Raw genomic sequence first — 18,773 nt, 5'->3', positions numbered from 1 at the left:
TCATCGATGAAACAGCAACGCAGCAACAAGCTCGCCGACCTTGAAAGCGCCCTGCACCTCCATCGTGCGGGCAGACTGCAGGAAGCGGAAGCGCTCTACAGAAAAATGCCGCACAACGCGGATGCGCTGCATCTGCGCGGCGTGATCGCACATCAGTTGAACCGGAACGAAGAAGCGGTCGAACTGATCGGCAAGGCCCTGCAGGCGCATCCGTCCAATGCGGCCTACTATTTTTCGCTCGACATGGCTTTGCGTGCGTTGAACAGACTTGACGAGGTTACGGCCTGCTATCGGACGTTGCTGATACGCGCACCGGGCAACGCACTGGCCCACAACAGGCTGGGCAATGCGCTCAAGGATCAGGGCAATCTGGATGAAGCGGCAGTCTGCTATCGCCAGGCCATTGCGCTCAACGCCGATTTCGCCGAAGCGCACAACAACCTGGGCGTCGTGTACGCGGATCAAGGCCGGCATGACGACGCCATCATTTCCTACCGCCAAGCGCTTGCATGCGATCCGGCGTATGCCGCGGCGTATGCGAACACGGGAATCTCGCTGAGAAAACTGGGCAATATGGACGATGCTGCGGCCGCCTATGGAAAAGCCATCGAACTCAAGCCCGATTTCGTCGTCGCGCACACCAGCCTGGGAAGCGTGCGACAGGAGCAAGGCAGACTCGACGATGCCATCGCGAGCTACTCTGCGGCGCTGGCGCTCAAGCCGGATTTCGCTCAGGTGCACAACAATCTGGGCGCGATCTTCAAGCAGCAAGACAGCCTGGACGAGGCTGCCGCCTGCTACCGGCAAGCACTGACCATCGTTCCTGACTATGCCGAAGCGCATAGCAATCTCGGCAACGTGCTCAAGGACCAGAATCGACTGAACGAGGCAGTGACGTGCTACCAGAACGCCCTCGCCGTCAATCCGGATTTCTTCGAGGCGCACTACAACCTCGGCGTCGTGCTGCAGAACCTGGGCAGGAAAGTCGAGGCGATCCACTTCTATCAATCCGCACTCGCATTGCAACCCGATCTCGCGGAAGCACACAATAATCTCGGGATGCTGTTCACCGACGAAGGCATGCTGGAAGAGGCGGCGTACTGTTTTACGAAATGTCTCGAACTGATGCCTGATTCCGTCGAGGGGCATTACAACATGGGGAACGTATTCCGCGGCGAAGGCCGGATAAGCGACGCGGTCAACCGCTACCTGACGGCGCTCGGATACAAGCCCGATTTTGCCGAAGCCCACAACGGGCTGGGGCTTGCATTCGCGGATGCCGGCAATCTGGCGGAGGCCATCACCTGCCACGAAACCGCGATCATTCTCAAGCCGGACTTTGCCGACGCACATAACAACCTGGGCGGCTGCTTCAGCAACGAGGGCAAGCTCGACCGAGCAATCGATTGCTACGAAAAGGCGATTGCGGCAAACCCGGCACTGGTGAGCGCCTATAGCAATCTCGGCCTCGCCCTGCACGGACGCGGCAAGCCTGACGAGGCGATCGAATGGTATCGGCAAGCCTTGGGCCTCGACGCCGAGTTCACTACGGCGCACAGCAACATCCTGTTTGCGATGCAGTACTCGGCTGACTACGCCCCGGAAGATGTGCATGCCGAGCACGCGCGCTTCGGCGCGCAGTTCGAGACGCCGCTGAAATCCTCATGGATGCCGCACGGCAATGTGCGCGATCCGCAGCGCCGCCTGCGGATCGGCTACGTCTCGCCCGACTTCAACCGCCATGCCGTGTCCTACTTCATCGAGCCGGTGCTGGCGCTGCACGACAAGGCGCAGGTCGAGGTGTTCTGCTACTACAACGGCACCAGACAGGATCCGGTCACGCAGCGCCTGCAGGCGCTGGCCGAGCACTGGATCCCCTGCCGGCACCTGTCCGACGAGCGGCTGGCGGCGCGCATTCGCGCCGACGGCATCGACATCCTGATCGATCTGGCCGGCCACACCGGCGGCAACCGCCTGCTGGCCTTCGCCAGGAAGCCGGCGCCGGTGCAGGCCACCTGGCTCGGCTATCCGGCCACCACCGGCCTGTCCGCCATCGACTACCGCCTCACCGACGTCCATGCGGAACCGGCCGGCATGACCGAGCACCTGAACACCGAGCAATTGTGGTGGCTGCCCGAGATCTTCTGCTGCTACCGCGCCCACGACGACAGCCCGGCCGTGATCGATCATCCGCCGGCGCTGGACAACGGCTTCGTCACCTTCGGCTGCTTCAACAACTTCGCCAAGGTGACCGATCCGGTGCTGGCGCTGTGGGCCCGCCTGCTGCAGCGGGTGCCGCACGCGCGCCTGATGCTGGAGATCCACGGCATCGACGAGCCGGCCCGGCGCGCCGAGGTCGAGCAGCGTCTGGCGCGGCTCGGCATTCCGTCCGAGCGCCAGATCCTCGTGCCGCGCGCGCCCGCCAACCAGTATGCGCTGTACAACCGGATCGACATCGCGCTCGACCCCTTCCCCTGCAACGGCGGCACCACCAGCCTCGACACGCTGTGGATGGGGGTGCCGCTGGTGACGCTGGCCGGCGGCCACTTCACCGCGCGCATGGGGGTGACGATCCTGGCCAATGCCGGCCTGCCGGAACTGGTCGCGCACAGCGAAGACGCCTACCTCGACATCGCCGCCGCGCTGGCGCTCGACCCCGCGCGCCTCGCGCGCACCCGCGCCGGGCTGCGCCAGCGCGTGCAGGCAAGCCCCCTGATGGATGCGCCGCGCTTCACCCGCCATCTGGAACAGGCCTATCGCGGCATGTGGCACAACTGGTGCGAAAGCAAACAAACAGCGGCAATTGAAGGATCCCCGGCATTCCAATGAAAACCACAGCGCCTGCCATCTGCTTATGAAACACCAGCGAAGCCACACGTCATCGGATATCGAAACTGCTCTGCAGCACCATCGGGCTGGCCGTCTGCAGCAGGCGGAAGCGCTCTACAGGAAAATGCCGCGCAATCCCGATGCGCTGCATCTGCGCGGCGTCATCGCGCATCAATTGAGGAAGCATGACGAGGCGATTGAACTGATCCGGCAGGCGATCAAGTTCAAACCATCCAATGCCAATTATTATTTCGCGCTCGAGCCGGTTTATCGCGAGTTGAATCGGGTCAATGACGTCATCTCTGCCTATCAGGAGCTGCTGTCCCATTCACCGGGAAATGCACTCGCGCAAAACAATCTGGGCAATGCATTCAAGGACTGCGGCCGCATGCAGGATGCGGAAGCCTGCTATCAGCAAGCCATTGCGATCGATCCCCGCTTTGCCGAGGCATATGCCAATCTGGGTGTGCTTTACACATCGCGAGGCGACACCGATCAGGCGATAGCCTGCTTTCAAAACGCCATCACGCTCAAACCGAAATTTGCCGGGGCGCACAATGACATCGGAATCGCGCTTTCGAACGCTGGACAGCTAGAGCATGCTCTAGCCAGTTTCCAGAATGCCGTAACCCTCGATCCGGGATTCTTCGCTGCGCATCACAATCTGGGATGTGCGCTGCGCAATCAAGGCAGATTGGATGAGGCGATGGCGAGCTATAAAAGAGCGCTGGTACTGCGACCGGATTTTGTGGATGCCCACAACGACCTGGGAATCACGCACACCCTGCTGGGCAACCTGGACGAAGCCATCGCCTGCTACCAGACCGCACTTGGTCTGAACCCGAATTTCGAGGCCGCATACAACAATCTGGGAACCGCATTGCATGGCAAGGGCAAGCCCGACGAAGCCATCGCCTATTACCGCCAGGCGCTCGCCCGGAACCCCGGATTCGCGCCTGCCCACAATGCCTTGCTGCTCGAACTGCAGTATTCCTCGTCATACAGCCCCGAGCAGATGCATGCCGAGCACGTGCGCTTCGGCGCGCAGTTCGAGACGCCGCTGAAATCCTCATGGATGCCGCACGGCAATGTGCGCGATCCGCAGCGCCGCCTGCGGATCGGCTACGTCTCGCCCGACTTCAACCGCCATGCCGTGTCCTACTTCATCGAGCCGGTGCTGGCGCTGCACGACAAGGCGCAGGTCGAGGTGTTCTGCTACTACAACGGCACCCGCCAGGATCCGGTCACGCAGCGCCTGCAGGCGCTGGCCGAGCACTGGATCCCCTGCCGCCACCTGTCCGACGAGCGGCTGGCGGCGCGCATTCGCGCCGACGGCATCGACATCCTGATCGATCTGGCCGGCCACACCGGCGGCAACCGCCTGCTGGCCTTCGCCAGGAAGCCGGCGCCGGTGCAGGCCACCTGGCTCGGCTATCCGGCCACCACCGGCCTGTCCGCCATCGACTACCGCCTCACCGACGTCCATGCGGAACCGGCCGGCATGACCGAGCACCTGAACACCGAGCAATTGTGGTGGCTGCCCGAGATCTTCTGCTGCTACCGCGCCCACGACGACAGCCCGGCCGTGATCGATCATCCGCCGGCGCTGGACAACGGCTTCGTCACCTTCGGCTGCTTCAACAACTTCGCCAAGGTGACCGATCCGGTGCTGGCGCTGTGGGCCCGCCTGCTGCAGCGGGTGCCGCACGCGCGCCTGATGCTGGAGATCCACGGCATCGACGAGCCGGCCCGGCGCGCCGAGGTCGAGCAGCGTCTGGCGCGGCTCGGCATTCCGTCCGAGCGCCAGATCCTCGTGCCGCGCGCGCCCGCCAACCAGTATGCGCTGTACAACCGGATCGACATCGCGCTCGACCCCTTCCCCTGCAACGGCGGCACCACCAGCCTCGACACGCTGTGGATGGGGGTGCCGCTGGTGACGCTGGCCGGCGGCCACTTCACCGCGCGCATGGGGGTGACGATCCTGACCAATGCCGGTCTGCCGGAACTGGTCGCGCACAGCGAAGACGCCTACCTCGACATCGCCGCCGCGCTGGCGCTCGACCCCGCGCGCCTCGCGCGCACCCGCACCGGGCTGCGCCAGCGCGTGCAGGCAAGCCCCCTGATGGATGCGCCGCGCTTCACCCGCCATCTGGAACAGGCCTATCGCGGCATGTGGCACAACTGGTGCGAAAGCTGCGAGAACGATACGGTGCCAGCAGAAATTTCCGTCACCGCAGCGGATGCTGCTGCCCTCAACAATTCGGGGAATGCGCTCAAGGAGCAAGGCAGGCTGGACGAAGCGGCAACGAGTTACCTGCAGGCTATCACCGCCGATCCAATGCGGTTCGAAGCCCACTACAACCTGGGCACTGTCCTTCTCGATCAAGGGAAATTGGATGAGGCGATCCTGTCATATCAGCGAGCGCTTGCCTTGAATCCTGATTTGGCTGCGGCGCATCATGGCATTGCCCTCGCATTCGCGGATGAGGGCAAGCTGGAGGAAGCTATTGACCATTACCGGAAAGCGATCGCCCTTGCCCCTCGTTTTGCCATCGCTTACAACAACCTCGGCAATGCATTGCGGCTGCAAGGAAAGCTGGACGAAGCCACGCACAGTTACAAAGCCGCAATCGATATCGAGCCCGGCTTCGCCGATGCCCATAACAGTCTTGGTGCGGCATATCATATTCAGGGTCGAATCGCCGAGGCGGTTGACAGCTACCTGGCGGCACTGGCTCAGGATCCGAATTGCCACGGCGCGTACAACAATCTGGGCACGGCCTTCTACGACCAGGGTCTTTTTGACGATGCGATAACCTGCTATCGGCAATCGATCGCGCTCGATCCAAACGATGCAGGCAGCCATTACAACCTCGGCAATGCCTATGCGGAGCAGGGAAATCTGAACGAAGCGATATCGTCCTACCTGCAAGCGATCGCGCTCAAACTGGATTACGTTCAGGCGTACAACAGCCTAGGCATCGCATTCGCGCTCAAAGGGCAATTTGGCGAAGCGGTTTCCTGCTATGAAACCGCGACTGCGCTCCAGCCGGACTTTGCCGATGCCTACAACAATCTTGGCAATGCGTTCACGGAGCAAAACCGGATTGCCGAAGCAAGGGAATGTTTTCAATCGGCGCTGCGAATCAGACCGGACTTTGCCGAAGCCCACTGCAACCTCGGCCGCACATACCACCAGCAGAGCGAACCCGACGAGGCAATCGCCTGCTACCGGCAAGCGCTTGCCTATAAGCCGGACTATCCCGATGCCTACGGCAACATGTTATTGGACATGCAGTATTCCTCGTCGTACAGCCCCGAGCAGATGCATGCCGAGCACGCGCGCTTCGGCGCGCAGTTCGAGACGCCGCTCAAGACCGCATGGATGCCGCACGGCAATGTGCGCGATCCGCAGCGCCGCCTGCGGATCGGCTACGTCTCGCCCGACTTCAACCGCCATGCCGTGTCCTACTTCATCGAGCCGGTGCTGGCGCTGCACGACAAGGCGCAGGTCGAGGTGTTCTGCTACTACAACGGCACCCGCCAGGATCCGGTCACGCAGCGCCTGCAGGCGCTGGCCGAGCACTGGATCCCCTGCCGCCACCTGTCCGACGAACGGCTGGCGGCGCGCATCCGCGCCGACGGCATCGACGTCCTGATCGACCTCGCCGGCCACACCGGCGGCAACCGCCTGCTGGCCTTCGCCAGGAAGCCGGCGCCGGTGCAGGCCACCTGGCTCGGCTATCCCGCCACCACCGGCCTGTCCGCCATCGACTACCGCCTCACCGACGTCCATGCGGAACCGGCCGGCATGACCGAGCACCTGAACACCGAGCAACTGTGGCGGCTGCCCGAGATCTTCTGCTGCTACCGCGCCCACGACGACAGCCCGGCCGTGATCGATCATCCGCCGGCGCTGGACAACGGTTTCGTCACCTTCGGCTGCTTCAACAACTTCGCCAAGGTGACCGATCCGGTGCTGGCGCTGTGGGCCCGCCTGCTGCAGCGGGTGCCGCACGCGCGCCTGATGCTGGAGATCCACGGCATCGACGAGCCGGCCCGGCGCGCCGAGGTCGAGCAGCGTCTGGCGCGGCTCGGCATTCCGTCCGAGCGCCAGATCCTCGTGCCGCGCGCGCCCGCCAACCAGTATGCGCTGTACAACCGGATCGACATCGCGCTCGACCCCTTCCCCTGCAACGGCGGCACCACCAGCCTCGACACGCTGTGGATGGGGGTGCCGCTGGTGACGCTGGCCGGCGGCCACTTCACCGCGCGCATGGGGGTGACGATCCTGACCAATGCCGGCCTGCCGGAGCTGGTCGCGCACAGCGAGGACGCCTACCTCGAGATCGCCGCCGCGCTGGCGCTCGACCCCGCGCGCCTCGCGCGCACCCGCGCCGGGCTGCGCCAGCGCGTGCAGGCAAGCCCCCTGATGAACGCGCCGCGCTTCACCCGCCATCTCGAACACGCCTATCGCGGCATGTGGCTCAACTGGTGCAACGATAAGCATAACGACGACAAGCATAACGACGGCAAACAAAACGAAGGGAGCAATGCATGAAAGCGGTTATTCTCGCCGGCGGCCTCGGCACGCGCATTCTGGAAGAAAGCCACCTGCGTCCCAAGCCGATGATCGAAATCGGCGGCAAGCCGATCCTGTGGCACATCATGAAGATCTACGCGCATCACGGCGTCAACGACTTCATCATCTGCCTCGGCTACAAGGGTTATGTGATCAAGGAATACTTCGCCAATTATTTTCTGCACATGTCCGACGTCACCTTCGACATGGAGAAAAACCGGATGGAAGTGCATCAGCAGAATGCCGAGCCATGGCGCGTGACGCTGGTCGATACCGGGCCGAACACCATGACTGGCGGCCGCCTGCGGCGCGTGAAGCAGTACCTGACGCCGGGCCAGCCCTTCTGCTTCACCTATGGCGACGGCGTGGCGGATATCGACATCACAGCGGAAATCGCGTTCCACAAATCGCACGGCAAGCTGGCGACGGTGGCGGCTGTGCAGCCTCCGGGCCGCTACGGCGCGCTGATGCGCGACGGCGATGCGGTGACCGGTTTTCAGGAAAAACCGCAAGGCGACGGCGGCTGGATCAACGGCGGCTTTTTCATCCTGCAACCGGAAGTCATCAGCCTGGTTGATGGCGACGCGACCAGCTGGGAACTCGAACCGATGGCCAATCTCTCGACCGAGAAACAGTTGATGGCATTCGAGCACAGTGGCTTCTGGCAACCGATGGACACACTGCGCGAGAAGAACATGCTGGAGGAGTTGTGGCAGACCGATCACGCGCCGTGGAAGGTGTGGCGATGAGCGGAGCGCACTCTCTGCAAGCCGCCTACGCGGGCCGCCGGGTCTTCGTGACCGGCCATACCGGCTTCAAGGGTTCGTGGCTGTCCTTGTGGCTGGCACGTCTCGGCGCTCACGTGACCGGATACGCGCTGCCGCCCTGCACAACGCCCAGCGTGTTCGAACTGGCGCGCGTCGGCGAAGCCTTGACGCGGCATGTCACGGGCGATGTCCGCGACCAGGTCGCCTTGACGACGGCCATGCGCGAAGCCGCGCCCGAAGTCATCTTCCACCTCGCCGCGCAGCCTCTCGTGCGGTTGTCCTACCGCGAACCGGCGGCAACCTGGTCCACCAACGTGATGGGCACGGTCAACCTGCTGGAAGCGGCGCGCGCCTGCCCCAGCGTCAAGGCCATCGTGGTCATCACCACCGACAAATGCTACGACAACCGCGAATGGATCTGGGGCTATCGTGAAAGTGATCCGCTGGGCGGCAGCGACCCGTACAGCGCCAGCAAGGCAGCGACGGAACTGGTCGTGCAAAGCTATCGCAAAAGCTTCTTCTCGAACAGCGGCCCGTTGCTGGCTTCGGCCCGCGCCGGCAATGTCATCGGCGGCGGCGACTGGAGCGACGACCGGCTGATTCCGGATGCGGCGCGCGCGGTGGCGAGCCGCCAGCCGCTGCTGATCCGCAATCCGGCGGCCACCCGCCCCTGGCAGCATGTGCTGGAATCCCTGCATGGCTATCTGCTGCTCGGCGCGCGCTTGTCGGGCGGCGAAGCCGCGATGGCCGACGCATTCAACTTTGGGCCGGATGCTGCCGATAATCTTTCTGTGGCCGATGTGCTGACGCGCTTGCAGGCGCACTGGCCGGCGCTGAATTGGCAACTGGAAGAAAATGCCGAACAGGCGCCGCACGAAGCGCGCTTTCTGTACCTTGATTCAAGCAAGGCGCGGCGTCTGCTGGACTGGACGCCGACATGGCAACTGGCAACAGGACTGGAGAAAACGGCACAGTGGTATTACACCGTCGCGCAACAACCGTCCGCCGCCCGCGCCATCACCGAACAACAGCTGGATCAATTCTGCTCATGACTCACTCGTCCACCTGCCGCTCTTGCGGCGCGCCGCTCGATCCCGTCAGGCACACGTTTGCCGACCTCGGCCTGTCGCCCGTTTCCAACGCCTTCGTCAAGCCGGAAAATGCCGCGCGCGGCGAGATGTTCTATCCGCTACATGCGCTGGTATGCGAGCGCTGCTGGCTGGTGCAATTGTCCGACGTATCGCGTGCCGAAGCGCACTTCCACGATGACTACGTGTACTTCTCCTCGTTCTCCAGCTCATGGCTGGCACATGCGCGACGCTATGTGGACATGATGATCCCGCGCTTCGGCCTCGATGCCGCCAGCCGCGTCGTGGAAATTGCCAGCAACGACGGCTATCTGCTGCAGTATTTCGTGCAGGCCGGCATTCCCAGCCTCGGCGTGGAACCGACCGCCAACACGGCCGCAGCAGCGCGCAAGGTCGGCGTCGAGAGCCGTGAAATGTTCTTCGGCCGCGACACGGCGGCGCAGCTCGCCGCGGAAGGCGGACAAGTCGATCTGCTGCTCGGCAATAACGTGCTGGCCCATGTGCCGGACATCAACGATTTCGTGGGTGGCATGCCGCTCCTGCTCAAGCCGCAAGGCGTGATCACGCTGGAGTTCCCGCACCTGCTCAACCTGATGGCACAGAACCAGTTCGACACGCTGTACCACGAACATTATTCCTACCTGTCGCTGACGGCGCTCGTGCCGATTTTCCAGCGCGCCGGATTGCGCTTCTTCGACGTCGAACATCTGCCTACGCACGGTGGCAGCCTGCGCGTGTATGCCTGCCATCACGCAGCCGCACATGCCGAAAACGCCGCCGTCGCCGACTGCCTGAAGCAGGAAGCAGCCGCCGGCCTGACGCAGCTTGCGACCTATGCCGCGTTCGGTGAAAAAGTACGCGGCACGAAACGCGCGCTGCTCGACTTCCTGCTTGCGGCCAAGCGCGAAGGCCGCCGCATTGCCGCGTATGGGGCTGCCGCCAAGGGCAATACGCTGCTCAATTATTGCGGCGTCGGCACGGACTTCATCGACTACGCGGTGGACAAGAATCCGGTCAAGCAGGGCCGTCTGCTGCCGGGCACGCGCATTCCGGTCCGCGCGCCCGAAACGGTGTTCGAAACGCACCCCGACTATCTGCTGATCCTGCCATGGAACATCAAGGAGGAAGTGATGCAGCAGATGGCTGACATCCGCACATGGGGAGGCAAATTCGTCGTGCCCATCCCTTCAGTCGAGGTCATTGCGTGAAGTTCACCCCTGCCCCCTTGCCCGGCGCATTCGTGATCGACATCGAACGGCACGAAGACGAACGCGGCTTCTTTGCGCGCACCGTGTGCACCGAGGAGTTCGCGCACCACGGCTTGAATCCGAATTTTCTGCAGCACAGTGTGTCGTGGAATCCGCGCCAGGGAACGCTGCGCGGCATGCACTATCAGGCAGCACCGCACGAAGAGGAAAAACTGGTGCGCGTCACACGCGGCGCGGTATTCGACGTGATCGTGGACCTGCGTCGCGACTCGCCTGCCTTCGGTCGCTGGTTTGGCGTCGAGCTGTCAGCGGACAACCACCGCCAGCTCTACATTCCGCGCGGCGTGGCACATGGCTTTCAGACGCTGCAAGCCGACACGGAAGTGTTTTACGCCATGGCGGAAGTGTTTCACCCGACAGCAGCGCGTGGTTTGCGCTGGGACGATGCAGCCCTGGACATCGCCTGGCCGGACTGCAACAATCGCACGATATCGGACAAGGACCGTGCGCTACCGCTGTTCTCCGAATGTTTTGAAACCACGAAGACTCATTGAGAGATTGGACGACAACATGGATCAAGAAAAACTGCTGGCGGCACTGGGCATGATCGCGCAGAAGCCGGAATGGCGCGCCGAGTTCATTCGCCAGATGCAAGCCTTCGAGAAGAAGATCGCGACCCGCGACATCGACATTCGCGAAGACGTCACCGGCCCGCTGATCGACGCGCTGCATGACGACGACCAGATGGTGAGAAAAGTGCTGGCCGACGGCACGCAACTCGATTTCCTCTACCGCTCGAAGATTGCGCGCGATTTCGTCATGTCCGAACCGGCACAGCCCGACCACGCGTGGGAACCGCAGACTTCACGCCTTTTGGTCGATCTCGCCAGCCGCGCCAAACAGGTCGTGATCGGCGGCGCGTATTTCGGCGACCAGGCGATTCTGATCGCCAGGCAAGCCGCGAAGAATCACGGCACGGTTCACGCCTTCGAACCCAACAACGACCAGCGGCGCGTGCTGATGCATAACGCCGAACTGAACGGCCTCACCAACATCGTGCCGCGTTCCGAGGGACTGTGGGACAACAGCTCGACGACGCTGAAGCTGGTCGGCTTCGACTCGTTCGCACACCCGGAAGTGGCGCACGCCGGCAGCAGCGACGGCTTCCAGACCGTCACCATCCAGGATTACCTGAAGGCAGCAGGCGTTGCCCAGCTCGACCTGATCATGCTCGATATCGAAGGCGCAGAACTGCGCGCCCTGCAAGGCGCCCAGGCGTATCTGGAGCGCCCTGCAGGTGAAGCCCCCAATATCGTCTTCGAAGTGCATCGCCACTACGTCGATTGGAGCCGCGGTCTGGAAAACACCGACATCGTCAAGCTTCTGACCAATGTCGGCTATCACGTCTTTGCCGTGCGCGATTTCAATTCGAACTATGACCTGTCCAGCCAGCCCATCGAGCTGATCCCGGCCGACGCGGTCTATCTCGAAGGCCCGCCGCACGGCTTCAACATGGTGGCAGTCAAGGACGGCGCGCTATTCGATTCGCCGCGCTACCGAATTTGCAAAGGCGTCAGCCCGAAGCTGCTGCGCCACAAGGACCCGGCGCTGCACCATCCGATCGGCGGCCTGTAAACCTCATGCCCCGCTATACCGTACTCGGCGCATCGGGCTTCGTCGGCACCCGCCTCGTGGCCGCATTGCGGGCGGCGGGACACGAGGTGTACGCCCCGCCACGCGATGACGTCGGGCTGCTCTCGCTCGACCTCGGGCAGGTGTTCTATTGCATCGGGCTGACCGCAGACTACGCAGCGCGTCCCTTCGACACCGTGGAAGCGCATGTCAGCCTGCTGGCGCGCGTATTACGCGAGGCCCGCTTCTCGCACCTGATCTATCTGTCCTCGACGCGCCTGTACGACAGCCTCGGCAGCGACAGTGACAGCGGCCAGGAAACGCAGGCGCTGGCGCTGAACCCGACCAATCCGCGCCATCTGTATGACCTCTCCAAGGCCCTGGGCGAAAACCTGTGCCTGACCGTCGCCGCCGAACGCACCGCGGTCGCCCGCCTGTCCTGCGTCTATGACTGGAGCCCCGGCGCTCCCGGCTACCTGTCGGAGTGGCTGCAACGCGCCGCGCGTGAGAAGCAATTTACGCTCGACTCGGGTACAGGCTACGTGCGCGACTATATCCACCTCGACGACGTGGTGGCGGCGTTGCGCGCCATGTCCGATCACGCTGCCAACGGCATCGTCAATCTCGCCAGCGGCGAAAACGTGTCCAATGCGGAGCTGACGGAAGTCTTCAACCGCTGCGGCTGGTCCGTCAGCCTGAGCCGCGACATTGCGTGCCAGCAAGCCCCGCTGTGCGACGTGCAGCGGCTGTCTGCACTTGGCCTGGTGCCGCGCCCGGTGCGCGCCGTGATCGAATCCCGTTTGAAAGGAATGTGATTGCGATGGAACTGCTTGAACACACGCGCCAAAGCCTGATCGACTACACCTGCGCCCAGGTCGCCACGTTCTTCCCGGACGGGAAAGGCGACATGGTGCGAACGCAGGTGAGCCGCCACATCGACGAGGCGCTGACACGATTGGAACGCTGCATCAATGCCGTGCGGATGTGGACGCCCGAGCGCTTCAACTATCTGAACTCCAGCCAGTACTGCATCTACCTGTATTACCTCGCCAACACCATCTGGTGCAACGAGCGCGACCCGGCCGTGCCGACTCGCCTGTTCTGCCTCAACAAGGCATTGAACGCGATCGATCTGTTTTACGAGATCGAGATGCCGGAGGTCTTTTTCATCGGCCACTCCGTCGGCATCGTGCTGGCCAAGGCGACCTATGGAAACCATCTCGTGCTGTATCAAAACTCCACGGTCGGCAAGAATCACGGCATCGCCCCGGTGATCGGCGACGGCGTGGTGATGTATCCGAACACGGCCATCATCGGCCGCTGCCACGTCGCCAGCGGCACCGTCCTGGCGCAGGGAACCAGCATCATCAATCACGATACGCCGGGCGATTGCATGGCCTTTAATGGAGACAACGGCGTACCGACATTCAAGCCGGCCAAACGCGCCGTGCTGGAGGATATTTTCCGGCTGGGATGATATGCGTGGCACTTGCACGCGCGGTTCCGCAAATCAACGCAATACTGTCGCAGGAAGCTGATTTGCACGCCGCGCATGCGTTGATCGGCGACGTGGCAACGTGGATTTCCGATGAGCAATAACGATGTGCTGCCTCCATTGAAAATGCGTATTCAGGCGATGCGTTATAATGCGCGTTCGCTGGGCAGATTGCCCTTTTCGGATTGGCAGCCAGTCCTCCAGTCCTTTACCTATCCTTGGTCGCACGCAGGTTCGAGTTTCAAGCGTGTTGATCATTCCCAATGTTTCTCCGTGTCATGAAGGCGCACACCAATGCGCCCCTTCAAAGCGCTCCTTGTTTGTGCTGGACGAACAAAGGCATGCAACGAGAGCGAAATCGTAATTAGAAGCCTGCTCGCAGGTCGGCTCACTGGCCCACTCTCACGAGCCGCAACACACGTTGTCTTTGCAACGTGCAACTCATGGCTGCCGGCCTTGGCAAAGCAGCCCAGACAAGGAAATGAAGAATGGCGAAAGAAGAACTTCTTGAAATGGACGGTCTTGTTGAAGAAGTACTCCCGGATTCACGCTTCCGTGTGAACCTCGACAATGGCCATCAGCTGATTGCCTACACTTCCGGCAAGATGCGGCAGCACCACATTCGAATCCTCGCAGGCGACAAGGTGACGTTGGAACTGTCTCCGTACGATCTCAGCAAAGGGCGCATTACCTTCCGCCATATCGAGAAACGCGGACCGGTAGGCCCGCGCACGCAGCGCCGTCGCTAAGGCGGTACGGACGCGTCAATAAAGGAGTCGACATGAAGATTGATCGCAAGACAGGTGCCGACGCCATTTCCGAGAGTGCAAGAGCAATTGCCATGGAACATGGCATATTGCTCTCCGAATGCGTCTGGGACCTTGGACAAGACTTCCGGCTTGAGCATGCTCACCGGCTCGATCTCGTCACTGCGACAAAGTCCGTGCGGCTGTATTTCCCGGATCTGGAATTGACCACTTCCGGGAACGAGCACAGGGAAAAACGAACCAGGGATCGCTTACACCGCGCGATTTCCCAGTTGATATCGCGTCCACCCACGGCAACATACACCTATCGATAAGCGCATCGGCGCAAGCGCGCCGTATCTGCACTCTGCTTCGACTCCCCTGCACTTGCAAACGGGACGCAGGCAGTAGTTAATCTCAGTAGTCAATCTCTTCAGCCATCGCTTCTCCGTCATGCCGGAGAAGCGGGCCGCCCCGCCAAATACCCCATCCAATTCACTGGAGGGAGCTATTGACGGCAACTTCCCTTCTTTCTTTAGCCCATTCGGGCAGTCGGCTGGAATATTCGCAAAATAATTGCGAAATCGCTCTTTTTCCTAAAGATTTTTCGGCACCTTCCGAAGATGAGTTGCCTGCTGCAAATTCAGGCAAGACCGGAAAAAAAATATAGATATTTCGATTAAATTTTTTCCAGTATCGCCCGATAAAAGGTGCAACAAGGCTCGAGACGGAATCCCCCGCTCGCCCCCGACAGATCGACAGGAGAACAGACATGCCATCCATCATCAATACCAATACCGCGTCGTTGAATGCGCAACGCAACCTCTCGGCATCCGAGTCATCCCTTGCCACTTCCCTGCAACGCCTGTCTTCCGGCCTGCGCATCAACAGCGCCAAGGACGACGCCGCCGGCCTCGCCATTTCGCAACGCTTCACCGCCCAGATCCGCGGCCTGAACCAGGCCCAGCGCAACGCCAACGACGGCATCTCGCTGGCGCAGACCGCTGAAGGCGGCCTCGGCACCACCGGCGACCTGCTGCAGCGCATGCGCGAACTGGCAGTGCAATCGGCCAACGGCACCAACTCCGCCTCCGACCGCGCCTCGCTGCAACAGGAAGTCTCGCAGCTGACCCAGGAATTGAACCGCGTCGCCACCACCACCCAGTTCAACGGCCAGAACGTGCTCGACGGCTCGCTGTCGTCCACCCAGTTCCAGGTCGGCGCCAACGCCAACCAGGTCATCAACGTCGGCATCAACAGCGCCAAGGCTTCCGACATCGGCAACTTCACGCTGGCCAACAACATCGCGGCCGGTGCCGGCACCACCATCAGCGGCGCCTCCACCACCGGCGGCTCCAACATCGCCGCAGTGAACAACGTCAAGGCCCAGACCCTGACCATCGCCGGCAACGGCAAGACCACAACGACCGCCGTCAACGCAGGCGACTCTGCCAAGACCATCGCCGCCACGATCAACTCGTCGACCGCGACCACCGGCGTGACCGCCACCGCGCAGACCCAGGCGGCACTGAGCGGCCTGCAGTCGGTCGGCAACGTCACCTTCTCGCTGAACGGCGTGGCCATCGGCGCCACCATCAACGCCACCAACGACCTGTCGACACTGGGCTCGGCGATCAATGCGCAGACCTCCTCCACCGGCATCAGCGCCACCGTCAACGGCGGCACCGTGACGCTCAAGTCGGCCGACGGCACCGACGTCAAGATCACCAGCTTCACCAACTCCGCCGGCGGCACGGTCAAGCTGGACGGCCAGGATGCCTTCTCCGGCGCGAACATGGGCACGCAGCAGACCCTGACCTCGGGCGGCGCCACCAACAGCGCGACCGTCGGCGGCTCGCTGCAGTTCGGCTCCAGCTCCGGCTACACCATCAGCTCCAGCACCAGCTCCTCCGGCGGCCTGTTTGCCGGCGCGGCAGCCGCGCAGCAGGCGTCGACCCTGACGCAGGTGGCTTCGCTGGACATCAGCACCGTCTCCGGCGCGAACAATGCCCTGTCCACCATCGATGCGGCGCTCTCCAGCATCAGCAACTCGCGCGCGGCGCTGGGTGCGTTGCAGAACCGCTTCGCCTCCACGGTGACCAGCTTGCAGACCACCTCGGAAAACCTGTCCGCTGCGCGCAGCCGCATCCAGGATGCCGACTTCGCATCGGAAACGGCGGCGCTGACGCGCGGCCAGATCCTGCAGCAGGCCGGTACCGCCATGCTGTCGCAGGCGAACTCGCTGCCCAACGGCGTCCTCTCCTTGCTGCAACGCTGATACAAACCATTGTCCCGGCTGGTGTTTCCAGCCGGGACTTTGTTCGCCAGAGCCGCCGCAAGGCGGCTTTTTTCATTGGTGGCATGCACAAAGTTCCCCTGCTGAATACGCATGTACAGCATGGTTGGGCTTGAGGTTCCTCGCTTCACTCCGAGCGACAATGGGTCACCATTCTTGACTTCTCTCTTTCGCATCATGAATCTCGCGCCGTGAATCGATGCAGACACCTTCCTGCCATTCCGAGAGACGTCGCAACGGAGAATCCCGCCTTTGCACGCCTGCGCCGCTCTGCGAGCGCTTTTGCATGCCATTTTGACAAACACATCAAAAAAAAGAATTGCAAAAAATACTTATCAAGTTGCTTTTTGGCACTAAAGATTTTCCTAAACCGTCCGAAGTAGAGTTGCCCGGTTCGGGTTTGGACACGATTGGAAAAAATAAAGCTTCCGGGCCTAAAGTTTTTCCAGTCTCGTCCGATATGTCTGGTGACAGCGGCCCTTTTCCCCGCGCAGCATGGGGGCAGACCAAAGTTGGCAGCGCTTGAGCCGGAAAACATGATGGCCTTAACAGGAGAATCCAAATGCCAGCAATCATCAATACCAATACCGCGTCGTTGAATGCGCAACGCAACCTCTCGGCATCCGAGTCATCCCTTGCCACTTCCCTGCAACGCCTGTCTTCCGGCCTGCGCATCAACAGCGCCAAGGACGACGCCGCCGGCCTCGCCATTTCGCAACGCTTCACCGCCCAGATCCGCGGCCTGAACCAGGCCCAGCGCAACGCCAACGACGGCATCTCGCTGGCGCAGACCGCTGAAGGCGGCCTCGGCACCACCGGCGACCTGCTGCAGCGCATGCGCGAACTGGCAGTGCAATCGGCCAACGGCACCAACTCCGCCTCCGACCGCGCCTCGCTGCAACAGGAAGTCTCGCAGCTGACCCAGGAATTGAACCGCGTCGCCACCACCACCCAGTTCAACGGCCAGAACGTGCTCGACGGCTCGCTGTCGTCCACCCAGTTCCAGGTCGGCGCCAACGCCAACCAGGTCATCAACGTCGGCATCAACAGCGCCAAGGCTTCCGACATCGGCAACTTCACGCTGGCCAACAACATCGCGGCCGGTGCCGGCACCACCATCAGCGGCGCGTCCACCACCGGCGCATCCAACATCGCTGCAGTGAACAACGTCAAGGCCCAGACCCTGACCATCGCCGGCAACGGCAAGACCACAACGACCGCCGTCAACGCAGGCGACTCTGCCAAGACCATCGCCGCCACGATCAACTCGTCGACCGCGACCACCGGCGTGACCGCCACCGCGCAGACCCAGGCGGCACTGAGCGGCCTGCAGTCGGTCGGCAACGTCACCTTCTCGCTGAACGGCGTGGCCATCGGCGCCACCATCAACGCCACCAACGACCTGTCGGCACTGGGCTCGGCGATCAATGCGCAGACCTCCTCCACCGGCATCAGCGCCTCCGTCAACGGCGGCACCGTGACGCTCAAGTCGTCCGACGGCACCGACGTCAAGATCACCAGCTTCACCAACTCCGCCGGCGGCACGGTCAAGCTGGACGGCCAGGACGCCTTCTCCGGCGCGAACATGGGCACGCAGCAGACCCTGACCTCGGGCGGCGCCACCAACAGCGCGACCGTGGGCGGCTCGCTGCAGTTCGGCTCCAGCTCCGGCTACACCATCAGCTCCAGCACCAGCTCCTCCGGCGGCCTGTTTGCCGGCGCGGCAGCCGCGCAGCAGGCGTCGACCCTGACGCAGGTGGCTTCGCTGGACATCAGCACCGTCTCCGGCGCGAACAATGCCCTGTCCACCATCGATGCGGCGCTCTCCAGCATCAGCAATTCGCGTGCGGCGCTGGGTGCGTTGCAGAACCGCTTCGCCTCCACCGTGACCAGCTTGCAGACCACCTCGGAAAACCTGTCCGCTGCGCGCAGCCGCATCCAGGATGCCGACTTCGCGTCGGAAACGGCGGCGCTGACGCGCGGCCAGATCCTGCAGCAGGCCGGTACCGCCATGCTGTCGCAGGCGAACTCGCTGCCCAACGGCGTGTTGGCCCTGCTGCGCGGCTAATCACCTCCGCAGTTTGATGCAGACCGATACCCCGGCTGGAGTTTTCCAGCCGGGGTATTTTC

The 18,773-nt window shown here is 62.5% G+C and carries 14 protein-coding genes; 13 read left to right on the top strand and 1 reads right to left on the bottom strand.

Annotated features, from left to right (window positions below; all coding sequences use genetic code 11):
- Positions 1-6: 6 nt before the first annotated feature.
- The 11 genes from D3870_RS08070 (at position 7) to D3870_RS08020 (ending at position 14,682) form a co-directional block, all read left to right on the top strand.
- A complete protein-coding gene (locus D3870_RS08070; RefSeq protein ID WP_158590407.1) occupies positions 7-2,829 on the top strand; it encodes a tetratricopeptide repeat protein in 2,823 nt (940 codons plus the stop codon).
- A 25-nt stretch (positions 2,830-2,854) separates the two neighbouring features.
- On the top strand, positions 2,855-7,390 hold the full coding sequence (locus D3870_RS08065; RefSeq protein ID WP_158590406.1) for a tetratricopeptide repeat protein: 4,536 nt from the start codon (positions 2,855-2,857) through the stop codon (positions 7,388-7,390).
- Positions 7,387-8,160 carry a glucose-1-phosphate cytidylyltransferase gene (gene rfbF / locus D3870_RS08060; protein ID WP_119738132.1) on the top strand — a complete coding sequence of 258 codons (774 nt, stop codon included), beginning with the start codon at positions 7,387-7,389 and terminating at the stop codon, positions 8,158-8,160. The genes D3870_RS08065 and rfbF overlap by 4 nt, the downstream gene beginning before the upstream one ends.
- Positions 8,157-9,230 carry a CDP-glucose 4,6-dehydratase gene (rfbG, locus tag D3870_RS08055; RefSeq protein WP_119741834.1) on the top strand — a complete coding sequence of 358 codons (1,074 nt, stop codon included), beginning with the start codon at positions 8,157-8,159 and terminating at the stop codon, positions 9,228-9,230. The genes rfbF and rfbG overlap by 4 nt, the downstream gene beginning before the upstream one ends.
- Positions 9,227-10,474: a class I SAM-dependent methyltransferase gene (locus D3870_RS08050; protein ID WP_119738130.1), complete on the top strand. Its 1,248-nt coding sequence runs from the start codon at positions 9,227-9,229 to the stop codon at positions 10,472-10,474. Before rfbG ends, D3870_RS08050 begins: the two co-directional genes overlap by 4 nt.
- Positions 10,471-11,028 carry a dTDP-4-dehydrorhamnose 3,5-epimerase gene (gene rfbC / locus D3870_RS08045; RefSeq protein ID WP_199710566.1) on the top strand — a complete coding sequence of 186 codons (558 nt, stop codon included), beginning with the start codon at positions 10,471-10,473 and terminating at the stop codon, positions 11,026-11,028. Before D3870_RS08050 ends, rfbC begins: the two co-directional genes overlap by 4 nt.
- Before the next feature lie 16 nt (positions 11,029-11,044).
- A complete protein-coding gene (locus tag D3870_RS08040) occupies positions 11,045-12,109 on the top strand; it encodes an FkbM family methyltransferase (protein ID WP_119738127.1) in 1,065 nt (354 codons plus the stop codon).
- Positions 12,110-12,114: 5 nt separating this feature from the next.
- Positions 12,115-12,921: an NAD-dependent epimerase/dehydratase family protein gene (locus D3870_RS08035; RefSeq protein WP_119738125.1), complete on the top strand. Its 807-nt coding sequence runs from the start codon at positions 12,115-12,117 to the stop codon at positions 12,919-12,921.
- Positions 12,922-12,926: 5 nt separating this feature from the next.
- Complete coding sequence (locus D3870_RS08030; protein ID WP_242489901.1) at positions 12,927-13,583, top strand: LbetaH domain-containing protein; 657 nt, start codon at positions 12,927-12,929, stop codon at positions 13,581-13,583.
- A gap of 506 nt (positions 13,584-14,089) precedes the next feature.
- A complete protein-coding gene (infA, locus tag D3870_RS08025) occupies positions 14,090-14,350 on the top strand; it encodes a translation initiation factor IF-1 (protein WP_119738123.1) in 261 nt (86 codons plus the stop codon).
- Between the two features lie 32 nt (positions 14,351-14,382).
- Positions 14,383-14,682, top strand: coding sequence for a hypothetical protein (locus D3870_RS08020; protein ID WP_119738121.1), 300 nt, complete (start codon positions 14,383-14,385; stop codon positions 14,680-14,682).
- A 160-nt stretch (positions 14,683-14,842) separates the two neighbouring features.
- Here the strand turns inward: D3870_RS08020 and D3870_RS22010 are convergent, their stop codons facing one another.
- On the bottom strand, positions 14,843-15,121 hold the full coding sequence (locus D3870_RS22010; protein WP_147375739.1) for a hypothetical protein: 279 nt from the start codon (positions 15,119-15,121) through the stop codon (positions 14,843-14,845).
- Between D3870_RS22010 and D3870_RS08015 the strand changes: the two genes are divergently transcribed.
- Positions 15,120-16,625 carry a flagellin N-terminal helical domain-containing protein gene (locus tag D3870_RS08015; protein ID WP_119738119.1) on the top strand — a complete coding sequence of 502 codons (1,506 nt, stop codon included), beginning with the start codon at positions 15,120-15,122 and terminating at the stop codon, positions 16,623-16,625. The genes D3870_RS22010 and D3870_RS08015 overlap by 2 nt on opposite strands.
- A gap of 580 nt (positions 16,626-17,205) precedes the next feature.
- The gene (locus D3870_RS08010) at positions 17,206-18,711 is read left to right on the top strand and encodes a flagellin N-terminal helical domain-containing protein (RefSeq protein WP_119738117.1); all 1,506 of its coding nucleotides are present in this window, start codon (positions 17,206-17,208) and stop codon (positions 18,709-18,711) included.
- Positions 18,712-18,773 lie beyond the last annotated feature (62 nt).

Source organism: Noviherbaspirillum cavernae (assembly GCF_003590875.1).
GTDB lineage: Bacteria > Pseudomonadota > Gammaproteobacteria > Burkholderiales > Burkholderiaceae_D > Noviherbaspirillum > Noviherbaspirillum cavernae.
Note: the sequence above shows the minus strand (reverse complement) of the source record. Positions and strands in the feature narration are given on the sequence as shown.